Source organism: Pseudomonas sp. S36 (assembly GCF_016647875.1).
Classification (GTDB): domain Bacteria; phylum Pseudomonadota; class Gammaproteobacteria; order Pseudomonadales; family Pseudomonadaceae; genus Aquipseudomonas; species Aquipseudomonas parafulva.
In genome coordinates this window covers 41014-62231 of the sequence record NZ_JACVVG010000023.1, presented here as the reverse complement: position 1 = coordinate 62231, position 21218 = coordinate 41014, and the positions used below count along the sequence as shown (strand labels likewise).

Here is a 21218-nt window from a genome sequence, read left to right as displayed (position 1 = left end):
ACAACCGCTTGCGCTGTGGCACTTGCACGTCCCAGCGGGTTATCGCGTGATTGTTCACACACAGATGGGGTCGTCCGTATTTGTATAAAACTTATCGAAATCTTTATGGAAGGCGTCAATATCGAGGGAGAGGCGTAAGTACTCTCCGGCAACGCTAGCCTCGACAAGCTGCGGTCCTGCGCCATGTGTCATCCGTCTGCGGCTTGCCCACACCCCACCGACCTCCTTGCGCACATGAAGCCGGATGTTACGCGCACCGCGCATCTTTGCCGCTACAACGTGCGGGGTCCAGGAAGGCGCAGCCCGGCTACCGCTCAGGGGTGGTATCTCGTCATAGCAACAGTCCGCCAGCGCCACCCTGGTGTCAGTACCTGCGGTCAAGTAAACGGGTGCAGGAAGTGATAAGACATTGAGCATATCGCCCCGGTAGCAATGGTAAAGCAGTTGGCGCACCTCTACGGCCGCGTCTCGCCTGCGTCCGATGATGTCTACAAACAATGTCAAGCAGTCATCCACGGGGGACAGCCCACCCGGTTGTAGTACAAACGACTCGTAATAACCACCCACCCCCGCCTGAAGCGTGCGCTGATCTCCAAGGTCCTCGGCCATCAACAACAAAGGCACCATATGGGTGATGTGAAACCGTCGGTCATCTTCGTTTCCATCACCGTGCTTAAGCAACATCGATTCTCCGCGTATCCTCAACCAGCCCAGCAGGTCACGCGCACCGCTGCCTGCAATCAAAACCTGACCAAAGTAGGGGATGTTTTCATACACACGGACCGCATCAAACGTATGATGCGCGAGGCGGTTACCCGCTACGCCGGCGGCTTCGAACTGGGAGAACCCCAGGGCATCGCACAGTAGTGCTGCAGCCTCAAAGCAGCCAAATGGCCCACCCAGCAACGCTTTACGTTGCAATTGTTCAGGCAGATCACGCGGACATTTGAAAGCAATCCGCAGCGCAGCGGTGAAAAATTCAATGTGCCTTACCGTGCCGGCAACCAGAAACTCCGCTTTACCAGAGGGCCCCTCGGCACTCACAACCTTACGGACTAGCCTGGATACCTCCAGGCCATACCGGGCAAAATCCTCGGCGGTCCCACCCGTTGGTGTGCGCGCAACTTCAAGGCTTTTACTGCGGCTGAGCAATACATCCGAGATCCCAACTCGCGCCTCCTCAAACAGTGCGATGACTGTCATATCTCATCCCTGAAAATCAAAGATGTGTAGCATTCCAGCTCAGCTACCCGATTGTCCAATCACCGCACCGGTCAGCGCTACCCGCTTCAGAGCAGCTCATCATTAAATACCTGAGTCAAGGGTGCTCGTTTGAAACAGAGTTGTTAGCCTCAACATCCTTCATGTCTTCCTCCAGCACATCCGCATCACGGGCCTCGTCCTCGTGGGTACGTGCAGTGCCGTTGTCGCGGGGTACTTGGCTGTCCTGATCGGAACCGGGGTTGCCTGGCGGTGGGTTCCAGTCTTCAGGGCGCTTCTGGGACCCATTTTCCCCAGCACCCTGCTTAGGTTCGGATGGCGTCTGCTCCAGGCCGGAGCCATGGCCTTCATCGGTGTCAGTGATGTTGTGATCAATGGACATTGGCATTCTCCTGATAAAGGCGCTTGAATGTGCACCTGAAATTCAGAGCCGCTGGCTGATCCGGGAGTGCCTGATGGGCGACCAATGGCGCAGCAATGATCGGGAGGGTTTTTTGGACTACCACATTCGTGAAGCCACCTCAGACGACGCACAGGGCATAAGCAGCGTGATACTGGCCACGCTGCGCGTAACCAATGCGGCCGACTACGACGCGGAAACGCTGGGCCGTGTAGCCATGTCGTTCACGCCGGCTGCTGTAGCGCAGTTGCTCGAACGGCGGATAATGTTTGTCGCCGTCAGTGACGGCATCGTGGCAACCGCGAGCCTTGAAAGCGACGTTCTCAGGAGCGTGTTCGTCAACCCGGCGAACCAACGCTCAGGCATCGGTGAACAACTGGTCCACCGCGTGGAATGTGAGGCACTCAAACGCGGTTTTGCCCTGTTGAAGGTTCCGTCCTCCGTTACGGCGCAAGGCTTCTACGCCAAGCTGGGGTATCGCAAGGTCCGCGAAGTCCTTCACGGCCTAGAGCGCACCGTTGTCATGGAGAAGTCGCTGGCGGACAGGGCTAGGCAACCTCTATCTGAGTAAGCCCCAACACTTCAGCCTGCGCCAGTACCTCTGCAGGCGTGGCATCGGCTGGCGGCATCACCAGGCTGTTCTCGCCATCACCAAAGTGCAGCACGATCAGGTGCAGCGCAGCGTCGTGGGCGGGGAGCTCAGCCTGGTTCAGCTCAAAGGTATGGCTGGACGCGTTGCCGTTGAGCAGATAGTGAACGGTGAACGTTTGCATGAGCACCTCGATCATGAGTGGGGGTCTTATTACCTGACCGACAGGACAGGAAAAGATTCATGTCGGGGTGCTCGCAGCCCTATCCATCAGGGCAGACCCGCCCTGTTGAGGTAACGGTTACTGCTTCATGGTTTCTCGATAGGCCTCGATGAATGGTGCTTCGGCGGGATCGATCCGGTCCATGCCGGCCGCAATGCGGTGCCAGTAAGGGTACTGCGGTGCCAAGCGGGTAGCGTTCTCGATCTGTTGCAGGTCTTCGCACGTCAGCTTCAGCGCCACGGCCTGCAGGTTGTCCTGCAACTGTTCAAGCGTGCGCCCGGCGGTGATGACGCTGGTGATACCGGGCCGGTCCTTCAGCCAAGCCAGGCATACCCGCGCGGGTGAGCAGCCATGCCGTTCCCCGACCGAAATCAGCGTTTCGATGATGTCGTAGGCGCGCTCGCGGTCGTGCACATAGGGTTCCGGCCAGTCGTTGCCCTGGCGCGTGCCCTTTGGCGTCTGCTGCCCGCGGCGGACCTTGCCGGTCAACAAGCCCTCCCCCAGTGGCCCCCACACCAGCGTTGCGAAGCCCTGGTCGATGGCCATCGGCAAAAGCTCGTACTCGGCCTCGCGCGACTCAGGGGTGTAGTAGATCTGTTGGGACACCGGCTGCTGCCAGCCATTGAGCTGGGCACTGCCGAGGGTTTTCATCATCTGCCAGGCGGTGTAGTTGGAGGTGCCGAAGTAGCGGATCTTGCCGCTTTGCACCAGGTGGTCCAAGGCTGCAAGGGTCTCCTCGACAGGCGTAACGCCGTCCCAGTTGTGGATCTGGTACAGGTCAATGTGGTCAGTGCCAAGGCGCTTGAGGCTGGCTTCACAAGCGCGGATCAGGTGATAGCGTGACGCGCCGCTGTCGTTGGGGTTGTCACCCATCGGGCTGCGCGCCTTGCTGGCCAGGATGATCGACTGACGTCGCTCGCCCAGCGCCTTGCCCACGATCTCCTCAGCCAGCCCATGGGAATACAGGTCGGCCGTGTCCACCAGGTTGACGCCCGCATCAAAGGCCGCGTCGAACATGCGCCTGGCCAGGTCCACATCCACACTGCCGGTTTTCTCGAAGGCGCCGCGCCCACCAAACGGGACGGTCCCTACGACCAGTTCGGACACCATCAGCCCGGTATTGCCAAGTGCACGGTACTTCATGGGGTACTCCTTTCAAAAGACCTGAAGTACCGACGGCAATGGCGGCTGAATCGTTCCATCCGTCACACACGCACCTGGCGTGAAAACTTGTCAGGGCCGCATGAGGGGCTCTATGCCGATCCATTTCTTGACTGGGTGATAGCAGAGCTTCTGCGGCGGGATGGCCAGCGTCTGCCCAGCAACCTGCAAGCTACCCAGGTGAATGGTCCACCTGGAGTCGGCATTGAACTGGTTGGTTTGGAAGATCACATAGGCCGAGCCATATCGCTTGTTGTTGGTGAGCTTGGGAATCAGCCGGTGCACTTCATCGCTGTTGATGTCGTAGGGCGAAGGTCGGGCGGACTGCTCGGTCAACGAGGGGAAGTCGTGAATGTCGTCGCTGCCAACATAGACCTCGGGGCGCGCGTTCAGCCGTGTACCATCGGCAAAGGTGATGTAGGCCTGGCGGCTGTCGTAGAGCACCGGCACAGGTGGCACGCCACGGGTCGAGCCTGCTGAGGGCCGGGCGCGGTCCTGGTTGTAGGCAATCATCTGCACGTAGAACTCTGGCTGTTTGTAGCGCTCGCCAGGGTACTCCACGTGCAACCCCTGTTCGTAGGGCTGATCCCGCCAGCGGGCCGCGTGGTCGTAGAGGTAGGTTTCAAGGTACACCGTGGTCTCACCCTGCGGGCCGGGCACCTTGAACTGGAACTCGGACTCGCACAGGTCCGCATACGCAGCACGCTCGCGCTGCCAGGGGATGCAGCCAGCGAGCGAGGTCACTGCAAGCATCAGCAGGGTAATACTGGCGCGTTTGAACACTGTCACCACCTCCATCGTCACGCTCGTCAGGTGGCTGAAGCCTGGTTGGCCAATTGAGCATAGGTGGCCAGTTCATCGGCGATGAACGCCGAGATCATTGCCCGGTAGACCTGCTCCACGACCACCGGTGAGGCACCGGTTTCTTGCGCCATGGCGCGTACCTTGGCGATGACCTGCTCGACGCGCGCCGGGGCACGTACGTCGTCGGTGGTTTTCTTGAAGCCGGCAGCTTGCGCCACCAGGTCGCCGCGGCTGGCCAGCAGCGACACGACGTGCCGGTCGATCTCATCGATGCGCTGGCGGACTTCGTCCAGAGAGGTGCAACGCGTATCCATTCGCCAGATTTCCTTGGGTTGGTATTGAGGATGGTTTTAATCGGTTAGCGAGGTTCGGTTTGATCCAGCCGGCAAGCGTAGAGGCTCGCATGGGGTGCGGCAACTGCTACGTTCATTTAGTTCACCCCAGCATCCTGCAAAGCGTACGCTTTCGCAGGGTGCTTTTTACTGCGCAGGCCATCAGCATGAACAGGGTCACCCTGATCGGCATCGACATCGGCAAACATTCCTTCCCCCTGCACGCCCAAAGCCTGGCGCGACGCACATTGCCGAATGTTTCCGATTGAAATATATTGCGAACCATTCCTGTTTGCCTGTGTTTCCCACCATGGCCGCTCATTCTTCCTCTTCCCATTCTGATCAGGGCGTCGCGACGCTGTATGGCGCTCATCATGGCTGGCTGGTGAATTGGCTGCGGGGTCGTCTGGGCTGTTCTCATCAGGCCGCTGACATGGCGCAAGACACGTTCATGCGCGTGTTACTGGAGGACCGCAAACAACCGATCACCCACAAATTGATCGAACCCAGACACTTTCTGGTCACCATCGCCCGACGGGTCATGGTCGACAGTTTTCGGCGTCGGTCGGTGGAAGAGGCCTACCTGCAAATCCTGGCTGAACAGCCCGAACGTTACGCTGTCTCCCCGGAAGAACGCCTGATGCTGCTGGAAACCCTGCACGCGCTGGACTCGATGCTCAGCGGGCTGGGCAAGCGGGTGAAGAACGCGTTCCTGCTCGCGCAGTTGCAGGGTCTGGCTTACAAGGACATTGCTGAACAACTGGGCGTATCGGTGAGTTCGGTGACCAAATACATCGCCCGCGCCACCGAGCATTGTCTGCTGTTCCAGCTGGACCACGGCGCGTGAACCATTCCCCCGAGCATCAGGCCTTGAGCGCAGCGGCGCACTGGTTTGCACGAATGGGCGCCACGCCAGGTGACGCCACGATGCAGCGCCAGTTCCAGACCTGGCACGACGAAAACCCCTTGCACCCTTGGGCCTGGGAACGGGTCGCGCTATTGCAGGCACAACTGGGCAATGCCAGGGGCGCGCTGGGGTATCAGGTACTGGATCGCGCAGGTCGCGCTTCATTCGGGCGACGTGGCGTGCTCAAAACGGTTGCGCTGTGTGCCGGTCTTGGCGCGCTGGGCTGGGCGGGGTATCGCGAAGTGCCCGTGTTGCTCGCCGATCTGCGCACTGACACTGGCGAGCGCCTGACCCGCACATTGGCCGATGGCAGTACGCTTGTCCTGAACACGGCCAGTGCCGTAGACATCGTGTTCAACGCAGAGGCGCGACTGATTCTGCTGCGCCATGGCGAAATCTTCATCGAAACCGCCAAGGATCCCCGGCCCCTCATCGTGCGCAGCGCACAGGGTGAGATGGAGGCACTGGGCACTCGTTTCAGCGTGCGGCAGCAGGACGGTGTCACGCAGTTGACCGTGTTTCAGCATGCGGTGGCGGTTCGCCCTGAAGGCGCGCCGGGAGAGCAGACGATCATCGACAGCGGCCAGACCGTGAGCCTCAACGCTCGCACGCTGTTCGACCGTCACCCGCTGGACCCTCTGGCTGACACGTGGGTTAGCGGGCGACTCGTGGTCGATGGCTGGCGCCTGGACCGTCTCATCAGTGAATTGCAGCGCTATCGCAGTGGATACCTCGGTTGCGCGCCGGAGATTGCGCACCTTCGGGTCTCGGGTTCCTATCCGCTGGATGACATCGATCTGGCGCTGTCAGCGATTGCCCGCTCGTTGCCGGTCAAGGTGGTGCGCTATACCGATTTCTGGACGCGTCTGGTTGAGCATCAAGCGTCCGTCTGACCTTTTTCATTCTTTTTGGGGTGACATTGTCGATTTGCGCACGCTCGCGCGACTCCTTGTAAGAGACCCTTACAACGCCCGAAAAGGGCATCAGGAGCCAACATGCGCACCCCGTCAAAAACCGCCACCCGACATCCCTTTGCGTTCAAGCCCCGCACCACCTTGAAACTCGCCGTACTGGGAGCATCGCTCGCGTGGCTGGAGCCAATCTTGCTGGGCGGGGCGTACGCGCAGGCAGCCAGCGTGCAGAAAAACTACGCCATCGCAGCGGGGCCGCTGGGCGCGGTATTGGGCCGTTTCGCCAATGAAGCAGGCGTGGTGCTGTCGTTTCAGACGGGTTTGACCGATGGCCAGCAAAGCGCCGGACTCAACGGCACGTACAGCGTGGACCAAGGCTTCGCGACGTTGCTCGCGGGCTCGGACCTGATTGCCGCCCCCGGCGTACAAGGGGTTTACGTGCTGTACCGCGCCAAGAAAACCTCGGCCCTGCAACTCAGCGCCACCAGCGTCGTCGGTACGGGAATCGATGAGACCACCGAGAATACCGGCACTTACACCCCGCGCCAGACCAGCACCGCCACCAAGATGGGGCTGTCGCTGAAAGAGACCCCGCAGTCCGTCACTGTGATCCCGCGCCAGGTCATGACCGATCACCACTTGGCGTCGCTGGACGACGTGGTCAAGTTCACGCCGGGCCTGTCCAGCAACCACCGAGACAGTGATCGCTACACCTTTTACTCGCGCGGCTTCCAGATTCAAAACTTCGAATACGACGGCATTCCTTCCCAGACGGCCAACGAATCCCAGCAGTACACCAGCACCCTGGCCGACATGGCGATTTACGACCGCGTGGAAGTCGTGCGCGGCGCCACCGGCCTGTTGAGCGGAGCGGGCACTCCGTCGGCGACGCTGAACCTGATTCGCAAACGCCCGACCTCGGAGTTTCAGGGGTACGTGTACGGTGAGGCCGGTGCGTGGGACCGCTATCGGGCGGAGGCCGATGTGGCGGGGCCGTTGACCGACAGCGGCAATGTGCGGGGGCGGCTGGTCAGCGTGTACCAAACCGCCGGTTCCTTCATCGACTCGTACAAAACCGAGAAACGCGTGATGTACGGCGCGGTGGACGTGGACCTGAGCGAAGACACGCTGCTGCGCTTCAGCCTCGATTACCAGAACAACGACTCCGACGGCGTCAGCTTCGGCCACATCCCGCTGTTCAACAGCAACGGCACCGCGACCCATTTTTCCCGTTCATTCAACCCCGGCGCGAAATGGAGCTACCTGAACAACACGCTGTACAACTTCAGCACCGTGCTGGAACAGAAACTCGCCAACAACTGGGCCCTCAAAGCCGCCTACACCCATCAGTACGGCTACCGCCACGGCGTGGTCGGCTCGGCCAGTGCCGGTGCGCCGGATTTCGAAACCGGTGGCGGCGTGCGCATGTACGTCAACCGGCTGGACAGCTATCAGACCCAGGACAACGGCGACCTGTACGTCACCGGGCCGTTTGAACTGGGTGGCCGCGATCATGAGCTGGTGTTCGGCGCCAACGTGGCGTACACCCACCTCAACTACCCGGACTATGAGCGTGCAACGCCCTCGGTCGACAACATTTACACCTACGATGGCAACCCCGGTGGCAAACCGCACCTGGGCAAAACCGGTGAGAACCTGACGCGCCTCGGTCAGAACGGCGTCTACGGGGCCGTGCGCTTGAAACCTGCGGATGCGCTGTCGGTGATCCTTGGCACGCGGGTCAGTTCTTGGACGGAAAAGGACGACAGCAGCGACGATTTCACCGGCGAATCCACCAGCAGTGATCGCACCAAGAAGACTGGCGTGGTCACGCCGTACGCAGGCGTCATCTACGAGCTGAACGATACTTACTCGGTCTACGCCAGCTGGACCAGCATTTTCCTGCCACAGACCTTCTACAAAACGGCAGGCAACACCTCGCTCAAACCGCTGGAAGGCGACAACTACGAGGTGGGCCTCAAGGGCTCGTTCTACGACGGCGCGCTGAACGCGAGCGTTGCGCTGTTTGAGGTGAAGCAGAAGAACACACCGCAATTTGTCGACACTGGCGAAGACGGCCGCGAGGTGTATCAGGCCATCAGCGGTACTACCACGCGGGGCGTCGAGACAGAAATCTCCGGCGAAGTGCTGCCCGGGTGGAACGTCATCGGCGGCTACACCTACCGCGAATCCCACGACAAGGATGACCATCGCGTCGAAACCAACCAGCCGATGAACCTGTTCAAACTCGGCACCACCTATCGCCTGCACGGCGAACTGAACAAGCTGACGGTGGGCGGCAACATGACCTGGCAGAGCGACATTTACGCGGTCAACGAAGCCTTTGGGACCAAGGCTCACCAGCGGCCGTTCGGCGTGGTCGGGTTGCTGGCCAACTATGAAGTCGACTCGAACCTGAGCGTGGGTCTGAACGTGAACAACCTGTTCGACAAGACGTATTACGACGGGCTGGGCACGTTCAACTCGGGGTCCTACGGCGACCCGCGCAACGCGGTGATCAACGCTCGCTGGAAGTTCTGAACGGCCGTCGTATAACGGCCTGCCTGGCGGCAGGCCACTACCGGCCCGAACAAAAATGACAGTCCGCCAAAAAACTGAATCAGCGTCCCCCTAGCAAAAGGACTATGCCCCTATCAAAACCCACAAAGCGCATTCAACCGTCAAACCCACCTCTACAACACCGGCTTACGCGCCACCCCACTGCGAGCCTTGGCCATCGCCGCCAACCGCACCGCCACGTTGGCCGCCCCATACCCCGCGTACCCCCCTTTGCGCTGGATAATCTCAAAGAAGAACCGATCCTCGAACGGCTCGGTATACACGTGGAACAGCTCTCCCCCCTGCGCATCACGGTCATAGAGCACGTTGTAATAAGCCAGCTCGCTAAGAAACTCGTCATCGAAGTCAAACCGCGCAGCCAGGTCATCGTAGTAATTGAGCGGGATTTCCAGCAACGGCGCCCCCGCCAGCTTGGCCCGGGCCACTTCGCGGAAGATGTCCGTGCAATCGAATGCGATGTGGTGCACACCCGACCCCCGGTAACTGGACAGCGCATGGGCAATGGCGGTGTTGCGGTTTTCCGAGATGTTCAGCGGCAAGCGCAGCGTACCGCAGGGGCTGCGCAGGGCGCGGCTTTTCACCAGGCCGTAAGGGTCAGGCAGCACCACTTCGTCATCAGCGGCAAAGCCGAACAGGCTCTTGTAGAACAGCACCCAGCTGTCCAGCGACTCGGCCGGCAGCGCCAGCGCCATGTGGTCGATACGCTGCAGCCCGCCGGTGGGCGCGGCGCTCGGGTTCAGGCTGAAGTCGGTGTCATACAGGCTCTGGCCCGCACTGCCCTGCTCCACCAGATACAGCAGGCTGCCATCCGGGGCGCGCACGGCCGGCACCTCGCACTCGTTGGGCCCGACCAGCCCGCGGAACGGTTGGCCCCGGAACGCCGTGGCGCGCTTGAGGGCCGCCTGCTGGTCCCTCACCCGCAAGGCAGTAGCGCACAGCGAAGGCCCGTGGGCTTCAAAGAAGTTGTGACCGAACGAGTAAGGCTCAGCATTGAGCACGATGTTGATATCACCCTGGCGCAGCAGTTGTACGTCCTTGCTCCGGTGCTGGCCCGCTTCGGCAAAGCCCAGTTTCTTGAGCCAACCGTTCAGGCGCGCGCCCACCGCTTCATCCACGGCGAACTCCAGAAACTCAACGCCGTCGTAGGTGCTGGCAGCAGGCGGCGCGAACAGCACGCCCGGTTCGATGCCAGTGCCTTCCTGCTCCAGGCGCAAGCGCGTCTGCTCTTCGAGGTACAGCAGTGAACGCAGGCCGTCGGCGGCGTTCTGCCGCGGCGGCGCAGCGCGGAAACCGTCGTTGAAGATTTCCAGGGACAACGGCCCGCGGTAACCCGTGGCCAGAATCGGCGCCAGGAACCCGGCCATGTCCATCTCACCCTGCCCCGGGAAGCAGCGGAAATGGCGGCTCCACTCCAGCACATCCATGGCCAGGATTGGCGCGTCGGCCATTTGTACGAAGAAGATCTTGTCGGCGGGAATATCGCGGATGGCGGCGGGGTCACCCTTGAGCGACAAGGTGTGGAAGCTGTCCAGGATCACACCCAGGGCGGCGTGATCCGCCTGGCGTACCAGGTTCCATACCTGCTGGTAGGTATTCACATGGCGGCCCCAGGCCAAGGCCTCGTAGCCGATGCGCAAGCCGCGCTTGCCAGCGTGCTCTGCCAGCAGGCGCAGGTCGTCGACCAGCAGTTGCTCGTCGCCCAGCGCGTCGGCCTGCACATTGCTGCACACCAGCACCAGGTCGGTGCCCAGTTCCTGCATCAGGTCGAACTTGCGCTCGGCTCGGTCAAGGTTTTTCTGCAGGCGATCGCGGCGGCAGCCTTCGAAATCGCGAAATGGCTGGAACAGCGTCACGGCGAGCCCCAGGTCGGCGCACATCTGGCGTACCTGGCGCGGGCTGCCGGCGTAGTACAGCAGGTCGTTCTCGAAGATTTCGACGCCGTCGAAGCCGGCGGCGGCGATGGCCTCGAGCTTTTCCGGCAGGGTGCCGCTCAAGGACACGGTGGCGATCGAACGCTGCATGGCGGGAGTTCCTTGTTGTCAGGGGGATCACGGGGCCAGCGGGGATGCAAAACCCCCGTTACAGTTTCTGGCACGATGGATTATTCGCAGGTAAAGTCGGCGCTTCAATCCCTTTGTACGGAATGGTTAGTTTTGCGTTCGATTATCGCACGAAACCCGTTTTAGCGAATTGCCTGACCGCTGGCCCGTGGTCAACATGCATCACAGACGCAGGCCCAATGTTCACCGCCTCCTGCCTTGGCGTTTCCAGCCGGAGCCTGCGCTACAACAATAACAACGGAGACAACGATGGCTCACTCCAGCTCTCAAGCCAAGAAAGCGACCGCCAGTGGATGGATAGGCTCGGCACTCGAGTACTACGACTTCTTCATCTACGCCCAAGCCGCTGCACTGATTTTCCCGCAGATATTCTTCCCCAATACCGACCCTAAAATGGCCATCATTGCCTCGCTGGCCACCTACGGTGTGGGCTACCTGGCGCGCCCGGTCGGTGCCTTCGTGCTCGGCCACTGGGGCGACACGCGCGGTCGCAAGAACGTGCTGCTGTTGTGCATGTTCCTGATGGGCATCTCGACCATGGCCGTCGGCCTGCTGCCCACCTACCACGACATCGGCATGCTGGCACCCGCCCTGCTGGTGCTGTTGCGGCTGGTTCAGGGCTTTGCCGTGGCGGGTGAAATCTCCGGCGCCAGCTCGATGATCATGGAACATGCCCCGTTCGGGCGACGCGGTTACTACGCCAGCTTTACCCTGCAAGGGGTACAGGCCGGCCAGGTGATGGCTGCCGCCGTGTTCCTGCCGCTGGCTTACTTCATGCCTAGCGAGGCGTTCAATGACTGGGGCTGGCGCATTCCGTTCCTGATGAGCGCAGTGGTGCTGATTGCAGGCTTCATCATCCGCAAGGAAGTACATGAAACCCCCGCGTTCGTGAAGGAAGAAAAGCAGGCCAAGGTAGCCAAGTCACCCATCAGCGAAGCCTTCCGCCACAGCTGGAAGCACATGGTGCTGGTGATGTTCATGGCACTGATGAACGTGATCCCAGTGGTCGCCACCATCTTCGGCGCGGCCTACGCGGTACAGCCGGCCTATGGCATCGGGTTCGACAAGAGCGTGTACCTGTGGATTCCGGTGGTGGGCAATATCGTGGCAGTGCTGGTGATCCCGTTCGTGGGCAACCTTTCAGACCGCATTGGCCGTCGCCCGACCATGATTGCCGGGTGCCTGGGCTCGGGGCTGCTGGCCTTCGTGTACCTGTACGCGATCAGCATCCAGAACGTGCCGCTGGCCTTCGCTTCGTCGATCGTCATGTGGGGCATGGTCTACCAGGGCTACAACGCGGTGTTCCCAAGCTTCTACCCAGAGCTGTTCCAGACCCGCTACCGCGTTTCGGCCATGGCCATCGCGCAGAACATCGGCACCATGCTCACCGCCATGCTGCCGGCGCTGTTCGCCCTGGTGGCGCCGCCTGGCTCGGACAACATTCCGCTGGTAGTCGGCGGCCTGGCGTTCTTCATCACTTGCGTGTGTGCACTGGCGGCCTACATCGCGCCGGAAACCCATCGCCTGACCATGGAAGACTTGGGTAATCCGCAGGCCAAGCCGATGGAGAAGGAGGCCTATGAGGCCAGCCGCAAGGGGAGCTTGCAGGCCGTGAGCCACTGATCGGTCATTGATCCCAGCGCCTTGGGTGGCAGATCGCAAGCTGCGCTCCGCCACCCAAGGCGCTGTCTGACAATCAGTTCACCACCCCCTGCAGCCACCGCCACAGCCGCTCCACATCTGCCCGTTCGGTCGGCAACGCGCCAATCGAAACCCGCACCATCCAGCGGCCATCCAGCGTGGCCGGTGTCACGTAAGCTGCCCCGGAAGCGTTCAGCCGTTGCGCCCAACCCCGGGTATGGGTATCCAGCGCCTCGCCTTCCAGCCCCGCAGGCCGATGCCGAATGCACAGGGTTTGCAACTGCACCGGCGCCAGCAACTCCCAATCGGCGGCAGCCGCTACCTGCCCGGCCAACCACTGTGCATTGTCGAGGTCGCGCCGCAGACGTGCCTGCAACGCCTCTACCCCTTCGCTGCGCAACATGAACCACAACTTCAGGGCCCGGAACCTGCGCCCCAGCGGGATACCCCAGTCGCGCAGGTTCTTTACCTCGCCATCCACGGCCGACTGCAAGTAGCTGGGGTTGGTGCTCATGACGCGGATCAGGTGCTGCGGATCACGCACGTAGTAGATCGAGCAGTCGAACGCCACCCCCAACCACTTGTGCGCGTTAACCACCACCGAGTCCGCCAGCTCGATGCCGCCCCACATCCACCGGCACTCGGGCAGGATCATCGCCGAACCCGCCATGGCGGAATCCACGTGCAGCCACAGCTTGTGCGCCTGGGCGATGGCGCCGATAGCGCTTAGCGGGTCGAGGGCCGTGGTGGTGGTGGTGCCGGTGGTAGCGACCACCGCGCACGGCTGGTTGCCGGCCGCCAGGTCCTGTTCGATGGCGGCCTGCAGTGCCTCTGGGCGCAAGGCGTAGCGTTCGTCGGTGGGGATAAGCCGAATATTGGCGCGCCCGAAGCCGGCCAGCAGCGCCGCCTTGTCTACCGAGCTGTGGGCATGGGCGCTGACATACACGATCAGCGGCCTGGCTTCGGCCTGCAGGCCGCCACGCACCAGGGCGTAATCGGTGGCGCGTTCACGGGCGCTGATCAGCGCAACCAGCGTGCTGGTCGACGCGGTGTCCTGGATCACCCCGCTCCACTGGGCCGACAAACCCAGCAACTCACGCAACCAGCCCAAGGTGGTTTCTTCCAGCTCGCTCAAGGCCGGGCTGGACTGCCAGGACAGGCCCAGCACGCCCAGGCCGGTGCTGAGAAAATCGCCCAACACCGACGACAAGGTGCCGTTGGAGGGGAAATAGCCGTAGAAGTCCGGGTGCTGCCAATGGGACAACCCAGGCATGATCGCCTGCTGGACATCCGCGAGGATCGCTTCGAACGCCTCGCCCTGTTGCGGAGCGGCGTCAGGCAATACCGCCTTCAGGTAGCCGGGCTCAACCTGAGCCATCACCGGCCGCTCGCCCACGGTCTGGCGGTAGTCGGCAATCAGGTCGATCAGCTGGTGGCCGTATTGGCGGAATTGTTCGGGGGTCACGGGGGCTCTCCTGAGGAATGTGATTGCCAGATACTGCTCTAGTCTAGGCACAGTGCCCCTGGCGAATAACCCCGCTTCGTGCATAGCTGCTATGGCGAACCCGCAATGCCACCCTGCACGCCGAACTGCGACTGACGCCACAGCTCGAACACCCGGTTGCGCAACCACCGATGCTCAGCCGAGGCCTGCAGGCGCTGATGCCAGACCACCCAATAACGCTGGGTGTGTTCCACGAAGCCCAGTGGCCGCCAGGCCAGCGCATGCAGGCGGCACAGTTGCCGCGCAATATGCTCGGGCACCGTCGCTACCGCCTGGCTGGCCGCGATCACCTGCACCGCAGCGGAGAAAAACGGCACCTCCAGGCCTACCCGACGTTGCAGGCCCTGCGCCCGCAAATGGCGGTCGATGAAGCTGTCCTTGTCGCCACCCCCGGAAATACGCACATGCTTGTGCGCCAGGTAATCGCCCTGGCCGAGCACGGGGTGGGCGGCAAGCGGGTGGTTGCGCCGCATCAGGCACACGGCCCGGTCTTCGCCCAGCAGGCGCCCATGCAGGTTGGGCGGCGACTCGTCGAACAGGGTGGTGGCCAGGTCAATTTCGCCACTGGCAAGCAAGGCGTATTGCCCGGCCTGCCAGGTGCGGTACTCCAGACACACCCCAGGTGCCTCCTGCTCCAGCGCTGCCACCAGCAGCGGCAACATGTGCTCGGCCACGTAATCCGAGGCGGCCAGGCAAAAACGCCGTTCACAGCGGGCAGGGTCAAAGACGGCGGGCTGGCGCAGACTGTGAAGCTCTTCAAGCACCTGGCGCAGGGGTTCGACCAGGGCCTCGGCGTGCTCGCTGAGCACATAGCCACGCCCTTGGCGCACCAGCAGCGGGTCGTCGAACGCTTCTCGCAGGTGGGCCAGTTGCCGGCTCAGGGCCGACTGGCTGACGCCCAGCCGCTCGGCAGCGTGACTCAGGTTCTTCAGTTGCAGCAGATGCTCCAGCGTGCGCAGGTGCGCCAGGCTGAGGGAGGCGAAACTAGGGTTCATGCAGGCTGCCCTCGGGGGTATCGACAGCCCCACAGGCCAGGCGCAACCTGGCGGAGGTCACGCGCGGCCGTGGCCGCCGGCGCTGCCGGCGATCGGGCCGCGAAAGCGGCCCAGGCAGGTCACTCGGTCAGGCCCACGTACACGTTCTGCACGTCATCGTTTTCGTCGATGGCTTCCAGAAACGCTTCAACCTCGGCCAGGGCTTCGGCGCTCAGGCTGGCCGCACTCACCGGGTTTTTCGGGGTGTAACCCAGCTTGGCAGAGGTCACGGTGAAGCCCTGCTCCGGCAACGCCTTCTGCACCGCATCCAGGTCCGTGGTGTCGGTGATGAACAGCGTGGAGCCTTCCTCGTCCCCTGGCTCGAAGTCCTGGGCACCGGCTTCGATGGCAGCCATTTCCGGGTCAGCGTCGCCGGTGGGGGTGGCTTCGATCAGGCCAACGTGGTTGAAGTCCCAGGCGACCGAGCCGCTGGCACCCAGCTGGCCCTTGCGGAACAGCACACGAATCTGCGCGACGGTGCGGTTGACGTTGTCGGTCAGGCACTCGACGATCAACGGCACCTGGTGCGGCGCGAAGCCTTCGTAGCTGACCGCCGCGTACTGCACGGCATCACCGTCCAGGCCCGCACCTTTGCGAATGGCCCGTTCCAAGGTCTCGCGGGTCATCGAGGCTTTCTTGGCCTGGTCGATGGCCAGGCGCAGGCGCGGGTTCATATCCGGGTCGGCGCCAGCCTTGGCGGCAATCTGGATTTCCTTGGACAGCTTGCCCATGACCTTGCCTTTGGCGTTGGCCGCGGCTTCTTTATGTTTGGCTTTCCACTGTGCGCCCATGTCGACTCTCTTGTTTCAGCGGCCGGTTCAGGAAGCGACCGGCACAAAAAGTGGGTGCATTTTATACGCCTCTGCCCCGTGATCGACAACACATGTCGGCATCAGGCCGCGCCTCAACGGGTCGCGACCACGAACAACCGCGGAAACGGCAACAACACCTTGCCATCGCTGGCCGCCGGGTAGGCGTGCTGCATGGCCTGCAGGTACAGCTGCAGGAACTGCGCCTGCTCCTGGGGCTGCAAGCGTGCCAGGTAGGGCCGCAGGGCTGAGCCCTTGAACCACTCCACCACCGCCTGGGCGCCGCCGACCAGCGGGTGATAGTAGGTGGTACGCCACACATCCACCCGCGTGCACAGCGGGCTGAGCACATCGTAGTAGAAGCTGGCGCCGTGCCTGGGTGGCAATCGGAAATCAGCGAACGTTGCCGCCCATGGGCCCTGGCTGGCGATTTCACGCAGGGCGGCATGGGCCGGTTCCTCCAGGTTGTCGGGGGTCTGCACGGCCAGGCTGGCGCCCTCGCTGAGCTGCTGGACCAGGTGCGGATAAAGGCTGGCGTGGTCGGGTACCCACTGCAGCGACGCATTGGCCAGGATCAGGTCCTGGGGTTCGGCCGCGCACCAGCCGGTAATGTCGGCAGTGACCATGCGCACCCGCGGAATGCACAGGCGCTTGCGCTCACGGGCCTTGTCGATCATGTCGGCGTCACTGTCCAGCGCCGTCACCTGGGCATCAGGGCAGCGCTGCAGCAGCACTTCGGTGGAGTTGCCAGGCCCGCACCCAAGGTCCGTGGCGTGGCGCACCGGGCGCGGGGGCACGGCGGCCAGCAGGTCGCGCACGGCGCGGGTGCGTTCGTCTTCGAACAGCGAATACTGGGTGGCGGACCAGGACATGGGAGCAATCTCCTTGAGCGATGGGTCCAGCATATGCCATCTGCCGGGTGTCTGGGGCTGGGGAAGGCCCACAATGCACAGCGGCCGGGTCCCAAGGGAGCCGGCCGCAATGTAACGCCGTTGACGCTTAGTGCTGGCGGCTGCTGCGCAGCTGATGCACCACGCCCATTGCCACCACCACCGCAGCGGCGATACCGGTGGAGATCACCAGAATCTGGTAGTCAGGCATGAAGGCCATGGTCACCAAGGCGGCAACGATGAAAGCGATCACCAGGTAGGTCAGCCAGGGGAACAGCCACATCTTCAGGCGCACTTCCTTGCCCTCGGCAATCAGCTTGCGACGCATGCGCAGCTGCGAGCAGGCAATCACCAGGTACACCAGCAAGGCGATCATGCCGGTGGTGTTCATCAGGGTGTCCAGCACGTCCTTGGGGCGCAGCGTCTCGCTGAAGTTGATCAGCGCGCAGACGATGGCCACGGCGCACGAGCCCATGATTGCGTACACCGGTACGCCGGTGCCGGCCCGGGTGATCTTGAAGAACGACGGTGCATCGCCGCGCTGGGCCAGGGAGAACAGCATGCGCGAGGCGGTGTAGTGACCGGAGATCAGGCAGCTGCTTACCGAAGTCAGTACCACGAAGTTCATCAGCAGCTCGGCGTAAGGCACGCCCAACAGCTCCAGGGTACGGCGGTAGGCACCGTAACCGGAGACGCCCAGGTGCGGGTCGTTCCACGGCACCAGGCAGACGATCAGGAAGATCGAGCCCACATAGAACAGGCACACGCGCCACACCACCGAGTTGGTGGCCTTGACGATCTGCGCGGCAGGGTCCTTGGCTTCGGAGGCGGCGATGGTGACGATCTCGGCGCCCAGGAAGGCGAACATCACGCCCAGCAAGGCCCCGATCACCGTGGTGATCCCGTTGGGCATGAAGCCTTCGGCGGTAAGGTGGGTGATGCCGCGCACTTCACCGAACTGCCAGATGTTCAACACCGCGGCGGTACACACGATCAGGAAACAGACGATCGCGATCACCTTGATCAACGCAAACCAGAACTCGAACTCGCCGTAGTGCTTGACGTTGAAGAAGTTGACCGTGATCAGCACCAGGGTGGTGGCCAGCACGAAGACGTTGACGCTGACATCCGGGAAGAACCCATGCAGGATCTTGCCCGCCACGTAGGCCTCCCAGGCCATGAGGATGACCCAGTACCACCAGTACAGCCAACCGATGGTGAACCCGGCCCAGCGGCCGATGGCGCGGTCGGCATAGGTGGAGAACGAACCGGTGTCGGGCGACGAGGTCGCCATTTCGCCCAGCATGCGCATGATCAGCACCACCAGGATGCCGCCTGCCAGGTAGGCCAGCACCGCAGCCGGCCCGGCGCTGTGAATCACGCTGCCGGAGCCGACGAACAAGGCGCCGCCGATCACCCCGGCGATGGACATCATCGTCAGGTGGCGCGACTTGAGCGAGGCACTGAGCTTGCTCTCGTGCCCGCCTTTCGCGGTGGTTGTTGTGGATGTTGCGTCCATCAGTTGTGTACCCCGTGCTTCTTTTTATCCAAGGAAATGCGTGAAACCCCGATGGCTGGCGGCTTCACCTGTACATCAGTGCTAATGCGGGCAGGATGGTGTGACAAACACACGCAGGCCTTCCATGGCGGCCTGCTGACGCGCCCCAGGGCTGACGCCTGGGGCGAACTGAACATGCTTTATGTGGCGATATCCGACACCTAATGTAAAAATGTCCGACGCAGAGAGCCATGCACAGTGGCATGAAACTCGCACTGCACTGTATAGGCCGCCGAACCAATACACCGGCAAAGCGCCTGGCTACACCCACCTGAAGGCACCCCATGCTGCAACTACATCCAGAGTCCACGACGCCGCTGGTCAACCAGATCATCGACGGGCTTCGCACCCTTATCGACAACCAGACGCTCAAGCCCGGCGCCAAGGTGCCGTCCATCCGCGCCTTCGCCGCCACCTACTCGGTGAGCACCTTCACCGTGGTCGAGGCGTACGACCGCCTGGTCGCTCAAGGCCTGCTGGTGAGCCGGGGCAATGCGGGGTTCTTCGTCAACCGGGCCGCGGGCGAACTGCTGGAGCAGCACACTGCCGAGGCTGACGCCAGCCGACCAACGTTCAACTCCGAATGGTACCTGCAGCAGATCTTCGAGATCCGCCAGTTGCCGTTCAAGCCGGGGTGCGGCTGGTTGCCCAACGACTGGATGTACGAAGACGGCCTGCGCCGGGGTTTGCGCCAGGTGGCCGGCAGCCCGCTGGAGTTGTCCGGTTACGGCGACCCCATGGGGTTGCCGGAGCTGCGTACCCTGACCGCGCAGAACCTGCAACAGGAACTGTCGATCGTCGCCAACCCTGCGCAATTGATGCTTACCCACGGCGCCAGCCAGGCACTGGACCTGGCGGTGCGCACGCTGGTCCGGCCGGGTGACGTGGTGCTAGTGGAGGACCCTGGCTACCCCAACCTGATGAGCATCCTGCGTACCCAGGGTGCCACGTTGGTGGGCGTACCGCGCACGCCTACCGGTTACGACCTCAACCACCTCGAGCACCTGCTGACGCAGCACCGCCCGACGGCGTTCTTCACCCAGCCGCACCTGCACAGCCCGACCTGCTCGCGCACCCCGCTGCCGCAACTGCACCGCCTGCTGCAACTGGCCAGCCAGCATGGCTTCCGCTTGGTCGAGAACAACCTGTACGCCGACATGATCGCCGAACCCCAGCCGTGCCTGGCCAGCCTCGATCATCTGCAGCAGGTGGTGTACGTGGGCAGCTACTCGAAGAGCATCTCACCCAATGTGCGGGTGGGCTACATGCTGGCCAACCCGGGCCTGGCGCAGCAGCTGTTGCAGATGAAGATGCGCTCGGGGCTGACCACGTCCCAGGTGATGGAGCGTGTGGTGTATGCCGCGATCATCGACGGCCGCTGGCGCAAGCACCTCAAACGCCTGCGCCAGCGCCTGGCCGAAGCCCACCAGGAAGTCGGCCGGCACTTGCACCGGCTGGGCTTCGAGCTGTTCACCGAGTCGGACGAAGGCATGTACATCTGGACCCGCCATCCGGCGATTCCTGACAGCGCGCTGCTGCTGGACGATGCGCTGGAAAAAGGCATCATGCTCGGGCCTGGCCAGTTGTTCATGGTCGATGCCGGGCAGACCGGGTGGATGCGCTTCAACGTGGCATTCAGCCTGGACCCGTTGATGTGGGAAATGCTGGAGCAGGTGCTGGCCAAGCATGTGCGGCGTGGGGGCGTGTGAAAGGGCGGTGGCTGCAAGCAGCGCCGCTTTGCGGCGCATCCCTCGCTTTTACGAAAGGGAGGTGGCTTTGGCGAGCACGGCCTTGGCCCGTTGCAGGGCCATGCGTGCCCGTTGTTCGCCACTGATACCCTGCTCCAGCAACTGGCGGGTCGGTATTTCCAGGCTCAGCGGCACGTTCGCTGGCAGAGCACGCAGCAACCCTACGAGGTCAGCATCGCCGTCGCCCGGAAACCGCCGTTCGTTGCGGGCCTGGCGCAGGATTTCGTCCATGTCATCCGGTACCGGGCCCGCCACATCACACAACTGGGCATAGCGCATGCGCTCGGGTGCCAGCGTGGCCAGGTCTGCCAGCGCCGAAGCCGAGCGGTTGAAATGGAAGGCATCCACCAATACACAGGCATTGCCGCGATCAGCATTGGCCACAACGCGCATGGCCTGGCGCAGGTCACGCACCTCTGTCCAAGGCATGAACTCCAGATGCGGGTAAATGCCGTAGTCTGCGGACAAGTCACACAAGTGCGCGAACCGCTCGGTTAGCCGCGACTCGTCAGGGTCGTTGCCCGCCACCAACAGTTCGGTACCGCCCAGCTCCGCGCCCACGTCGAGAATGGCCTTGAAGTCCGCCACGCAGGTATCCGGCTTGAGCCGCAGAATCTCCAGGTCCAGGACTTTGATACCGGTGTCGCGCAAGCGCGCCTGGGTTTGCCGGCGCAGGCTCGCGTCGGCCACCAGCGGGAAGTGCTGTTCCTGCTCTGTCGCCGGCACCAGGCGCAGGCCTACGTGGCTATACCCCGCGCGGGCAGCGGCTTCCACCATGTCCGGCGGCGACAGCTCCAGTACCGTAAGCGCTGCCAGGGAGAAAATTCGATCCGTCATTTTGCTTCA

The 21218-nt window shown here is 62.5% G+C and carries 19 protein-coding genes; 6 read left to right on the top strand and 13 right to left on the bottom strand.

Annotated elements, in window-relative coordinates:
* Positions 1–54: 54 nt before the first annotated feature.
* On the bottom strand, positions 55–1203 hold the full coding sequence (locus tag IAE36_RS14505; RefSeq protein WP_201213102.1) for a hypothetical protein: 1149 nt from the start codon (positions 1201–1203) through the stop codon (positions 55–57).
* 115 nt (positions 1204–1318) lie between these two features.
* The gene (locus IAE36_RS14500) at positions 1319–1603 is read right to left on the bottom strand and encodes a hypothetical protein (RefSeq protein WP_236408911.1); all 285 of its coding nucleotides are present in this window, start codon (positions 1601–1603) and stop codon (positions 1319–1321) included.
* Between IAE36_RS14500 and IAE36_RS14495 the strand changes: the two genes are divergently transcribed.
* A complete protein-coding gene (locus IAE36_RS14495) occupies positions 1596–2192 on the top strand; it encodes a GNAT family N-acetyltransferase (protein ID WP_236408909.1) in 597 nt (198 codons plus the stop codon). The genes IAE36_RS14500 and IAE36_RS14495 overlap by 8 nt on opposite strands.
* Here IAE36_RS14495 and IAE36_RS14490 read toward each other — a convergent pair.
* From IAE36_RS14490 to IAE36_RS14475, 4 genes are all read right to left on the bottom strand, one after another.
* Positions 2170–2394, bottom strand: a complete 225-nt coding sequence (locus tag IAE36_RS14490; protein ID WP_201213100.1) for a hypothetical protein — start codon at positions 2392–2394, stop codon at positions 2170–2172. The two genes, IAE36_RS14495 and IAE36_RS14490, sit on opposite strands and share 23 nt — an antisense overlap.
* A gap of 117 nt (positions 2395–2511) precedes the next feature.
* Positions 2512–3576, bottom strand: coding sequence for an aldo/keto reductase (locus IAE36_RS14485; protein ID WP_060481301.1), 1065 nt, complete (start codon positions 3574–3576; stop codon positions 2512–2514).
* A gap of 90 nt (positions 3577–3666) precedes the next feature.
* Positions 3667–4392, bottom strand: a complete 726-nt coding sequence (locus tag IAE36_RS14480; RefSeq protein ID WP_201213099.1) for a hypothetical protein — start codon at positions 4390–4392, stop codon at positions 3667–3669.
* Between the two features lie 11 nt (positions 4393–4403).
* The gene (locus tag IAE36_RS14475; RefSeq protein WP_201213098.1) at positions 4404–4712 is read right to left on the bottom strand and encodes a chorismate mutase; all 309 of its coding nucleotides are present in this window, start codon (positions 4710–4712) and stop codon (positions 4404–4406) included.
* Positions 4713–5040: 328 nt separating this feature from the next.
* Here IAE36_RS14475 and IAE36_RS14470 point away from each other — a divergent pair, with 328 nt between their 5' ends.
* The 3 genes from IAE36_RS14470 (at position 5041) to IAE36_RS14460 (ending at position 9089) form a co-directional block, all read left to right on the top strand.
* On the top strand, positions 5041–5577 hold the full coding sequence (locus IAE36_RS14470; RefSeq protein ID WP_201213120.1) for a sigma-70 family RNA polymerase sigma factor: 537 nt from the start codon (positions 5041–5043) through the stop codon (positions 5575–5577).
* Positions 5574–6530 (top strand): FecR domain-containing protein, encoded by a 957-nt coding sequence (locus IAE36_RS14465; protein ID WP_201213097.1) that lies wholly within the window; start codon positions 5574–5576, stop codon positions 6528–6530. Before IAE36_RS14470 ends, IAE36_RS14465 begins: the two co-directional genes overlap by 4 nt.
* A 102-nt stretch (positions 6531–6632) precedes the next feature.
* A complete protein-coding gene (locus tag IAE36_RS14460) occupies positions 6633–9089 on the top strand; it encodes a TonB-dependent siderophore receptor (protein ID WP_201213096.1) in 2457 nt (818 codons plus the stop codon).
* 152 nt (positions 9090–9241) lie between these two features.
* Here the strand turns inward: IAE36_RS14460 and quiC are convergent, their stop codons facing one another.
* Entirely contained in the window at positions 9242–11149 is a 1908-nt protein-coding gene (quiC, locus tag IAE36_RS14455) for a 3-dehydroshikimate dehydratase QuiC (RefSeq protein WP_201213094.1), read from the bottom strand.
* 288 nt (positions 11150–11437) lie between these two features.
* Between quiC and IAE36_RS14450 the strand changes: the two genes are divergently transcribed.
* A complete protein-coding gene (locus IAE36_RS14450; protein WP_201213093.1) occupies positions 11438–12811 on the top strand; it encodes an MFS transporter in 1374 nt (457 codons plus the stop codon).
* Positions 12812–12884: 73 nt separating this feature from the next.
* Here the strand turns inward: IAE36_RS14450 and IAE36_RS14445 are convergent, their stop codons facing one another.
* The 5 genes from IAE36_RS14445 to IAE36_RS14425 form a co-directional block, all read right to left on the bottom strand.
* Complete coding sequence (locus IAE36_RS14445; RefSeq protein WP_201213091.1) at positions 12885–14294, bottom strand: DOPA decarboxylase; 1410 nt, start codon at positions 14292–14294, stop codon at positions 12885–12887.
* An 89-nt stretch (positions 14295–14383) separates the two neighbouring features.
* Positions 14384–15328, bottom strand: a complete 945-nt coding sequence (locus tag IAE36_RS14440) for a LysR family transcriptional regulator (RefSeq protein ID WP_201213089.1) — start codon at positions 15326–15328, stop codon at positions 14384–14386.
* Positions 15329–15447: 119 nt separating this feature from the next.
* Positions 15448–16158: a YebC/PmpR family DNA-binding transcriptional regulator gene (locus tag IAE36_RS14435; protein WP_060481290.1), complete on the bottom strand. Its 711-nt coding sequence runs from the start codon at positions 16156–16158 to the stop codon at positions 15448–15450.
* Positions 16159–16271: 113 nt separating this feature from the next.
* Entirely contained in the window at positions 16272–17048 is a 777-nt protein-coding gene (gene tam / locus IAE36_RS14430) for a trans-aconitate 2-methyltransferase (protein ID WP_201213087.1), read from the bottom strand.
* A 127-nt stretch (positions 17049–17175) separates the two neighbouring features.
* Positions 17176–18585 (bottom strand): amino acid permease, encoded by a 1410-nt coding sequence (locus IAE36_RS14425; protein ID WP_028634362.1) that lies wholly within the window; start codon positions 18583–18585, stop codon positions 17176–17178.
* Positions 18586–18908: 323 nt separating this feature from the next.
* Here IAE36_RS14425 and IAE36_RS14420 point away from each other — a divergent pair, with 323 nt between their 5' ends.
* A complete protein-coding gene (locus tag IAE36_RS14420) occupies positions 18909–20333 on the top strand; it encodes an aminotransferase-like domain-containing protein (RefSeq protein WP_201213085.1) in 1425 nt (474 codons plus the stop codon).
* A 48-nt stretch (positions 20334–20381) separates the two neighbouring features.
* On the opposite strand, the gene IAE36_RS14415 is transcribed toward IAE36_RS14420, so the two are convergent.
* Entirely contained in the window at positions 20382–21209 is an 828-nt protein-coding gene (locus IAE36_RS14415; RefSeq protein WP_201213083.1) for a sugar phosphate isomerase/epimerase family protein, read from the bottom strand.
* Between the last annotated feature and the right edge of the window lie 9 nt (positions 21210–21218).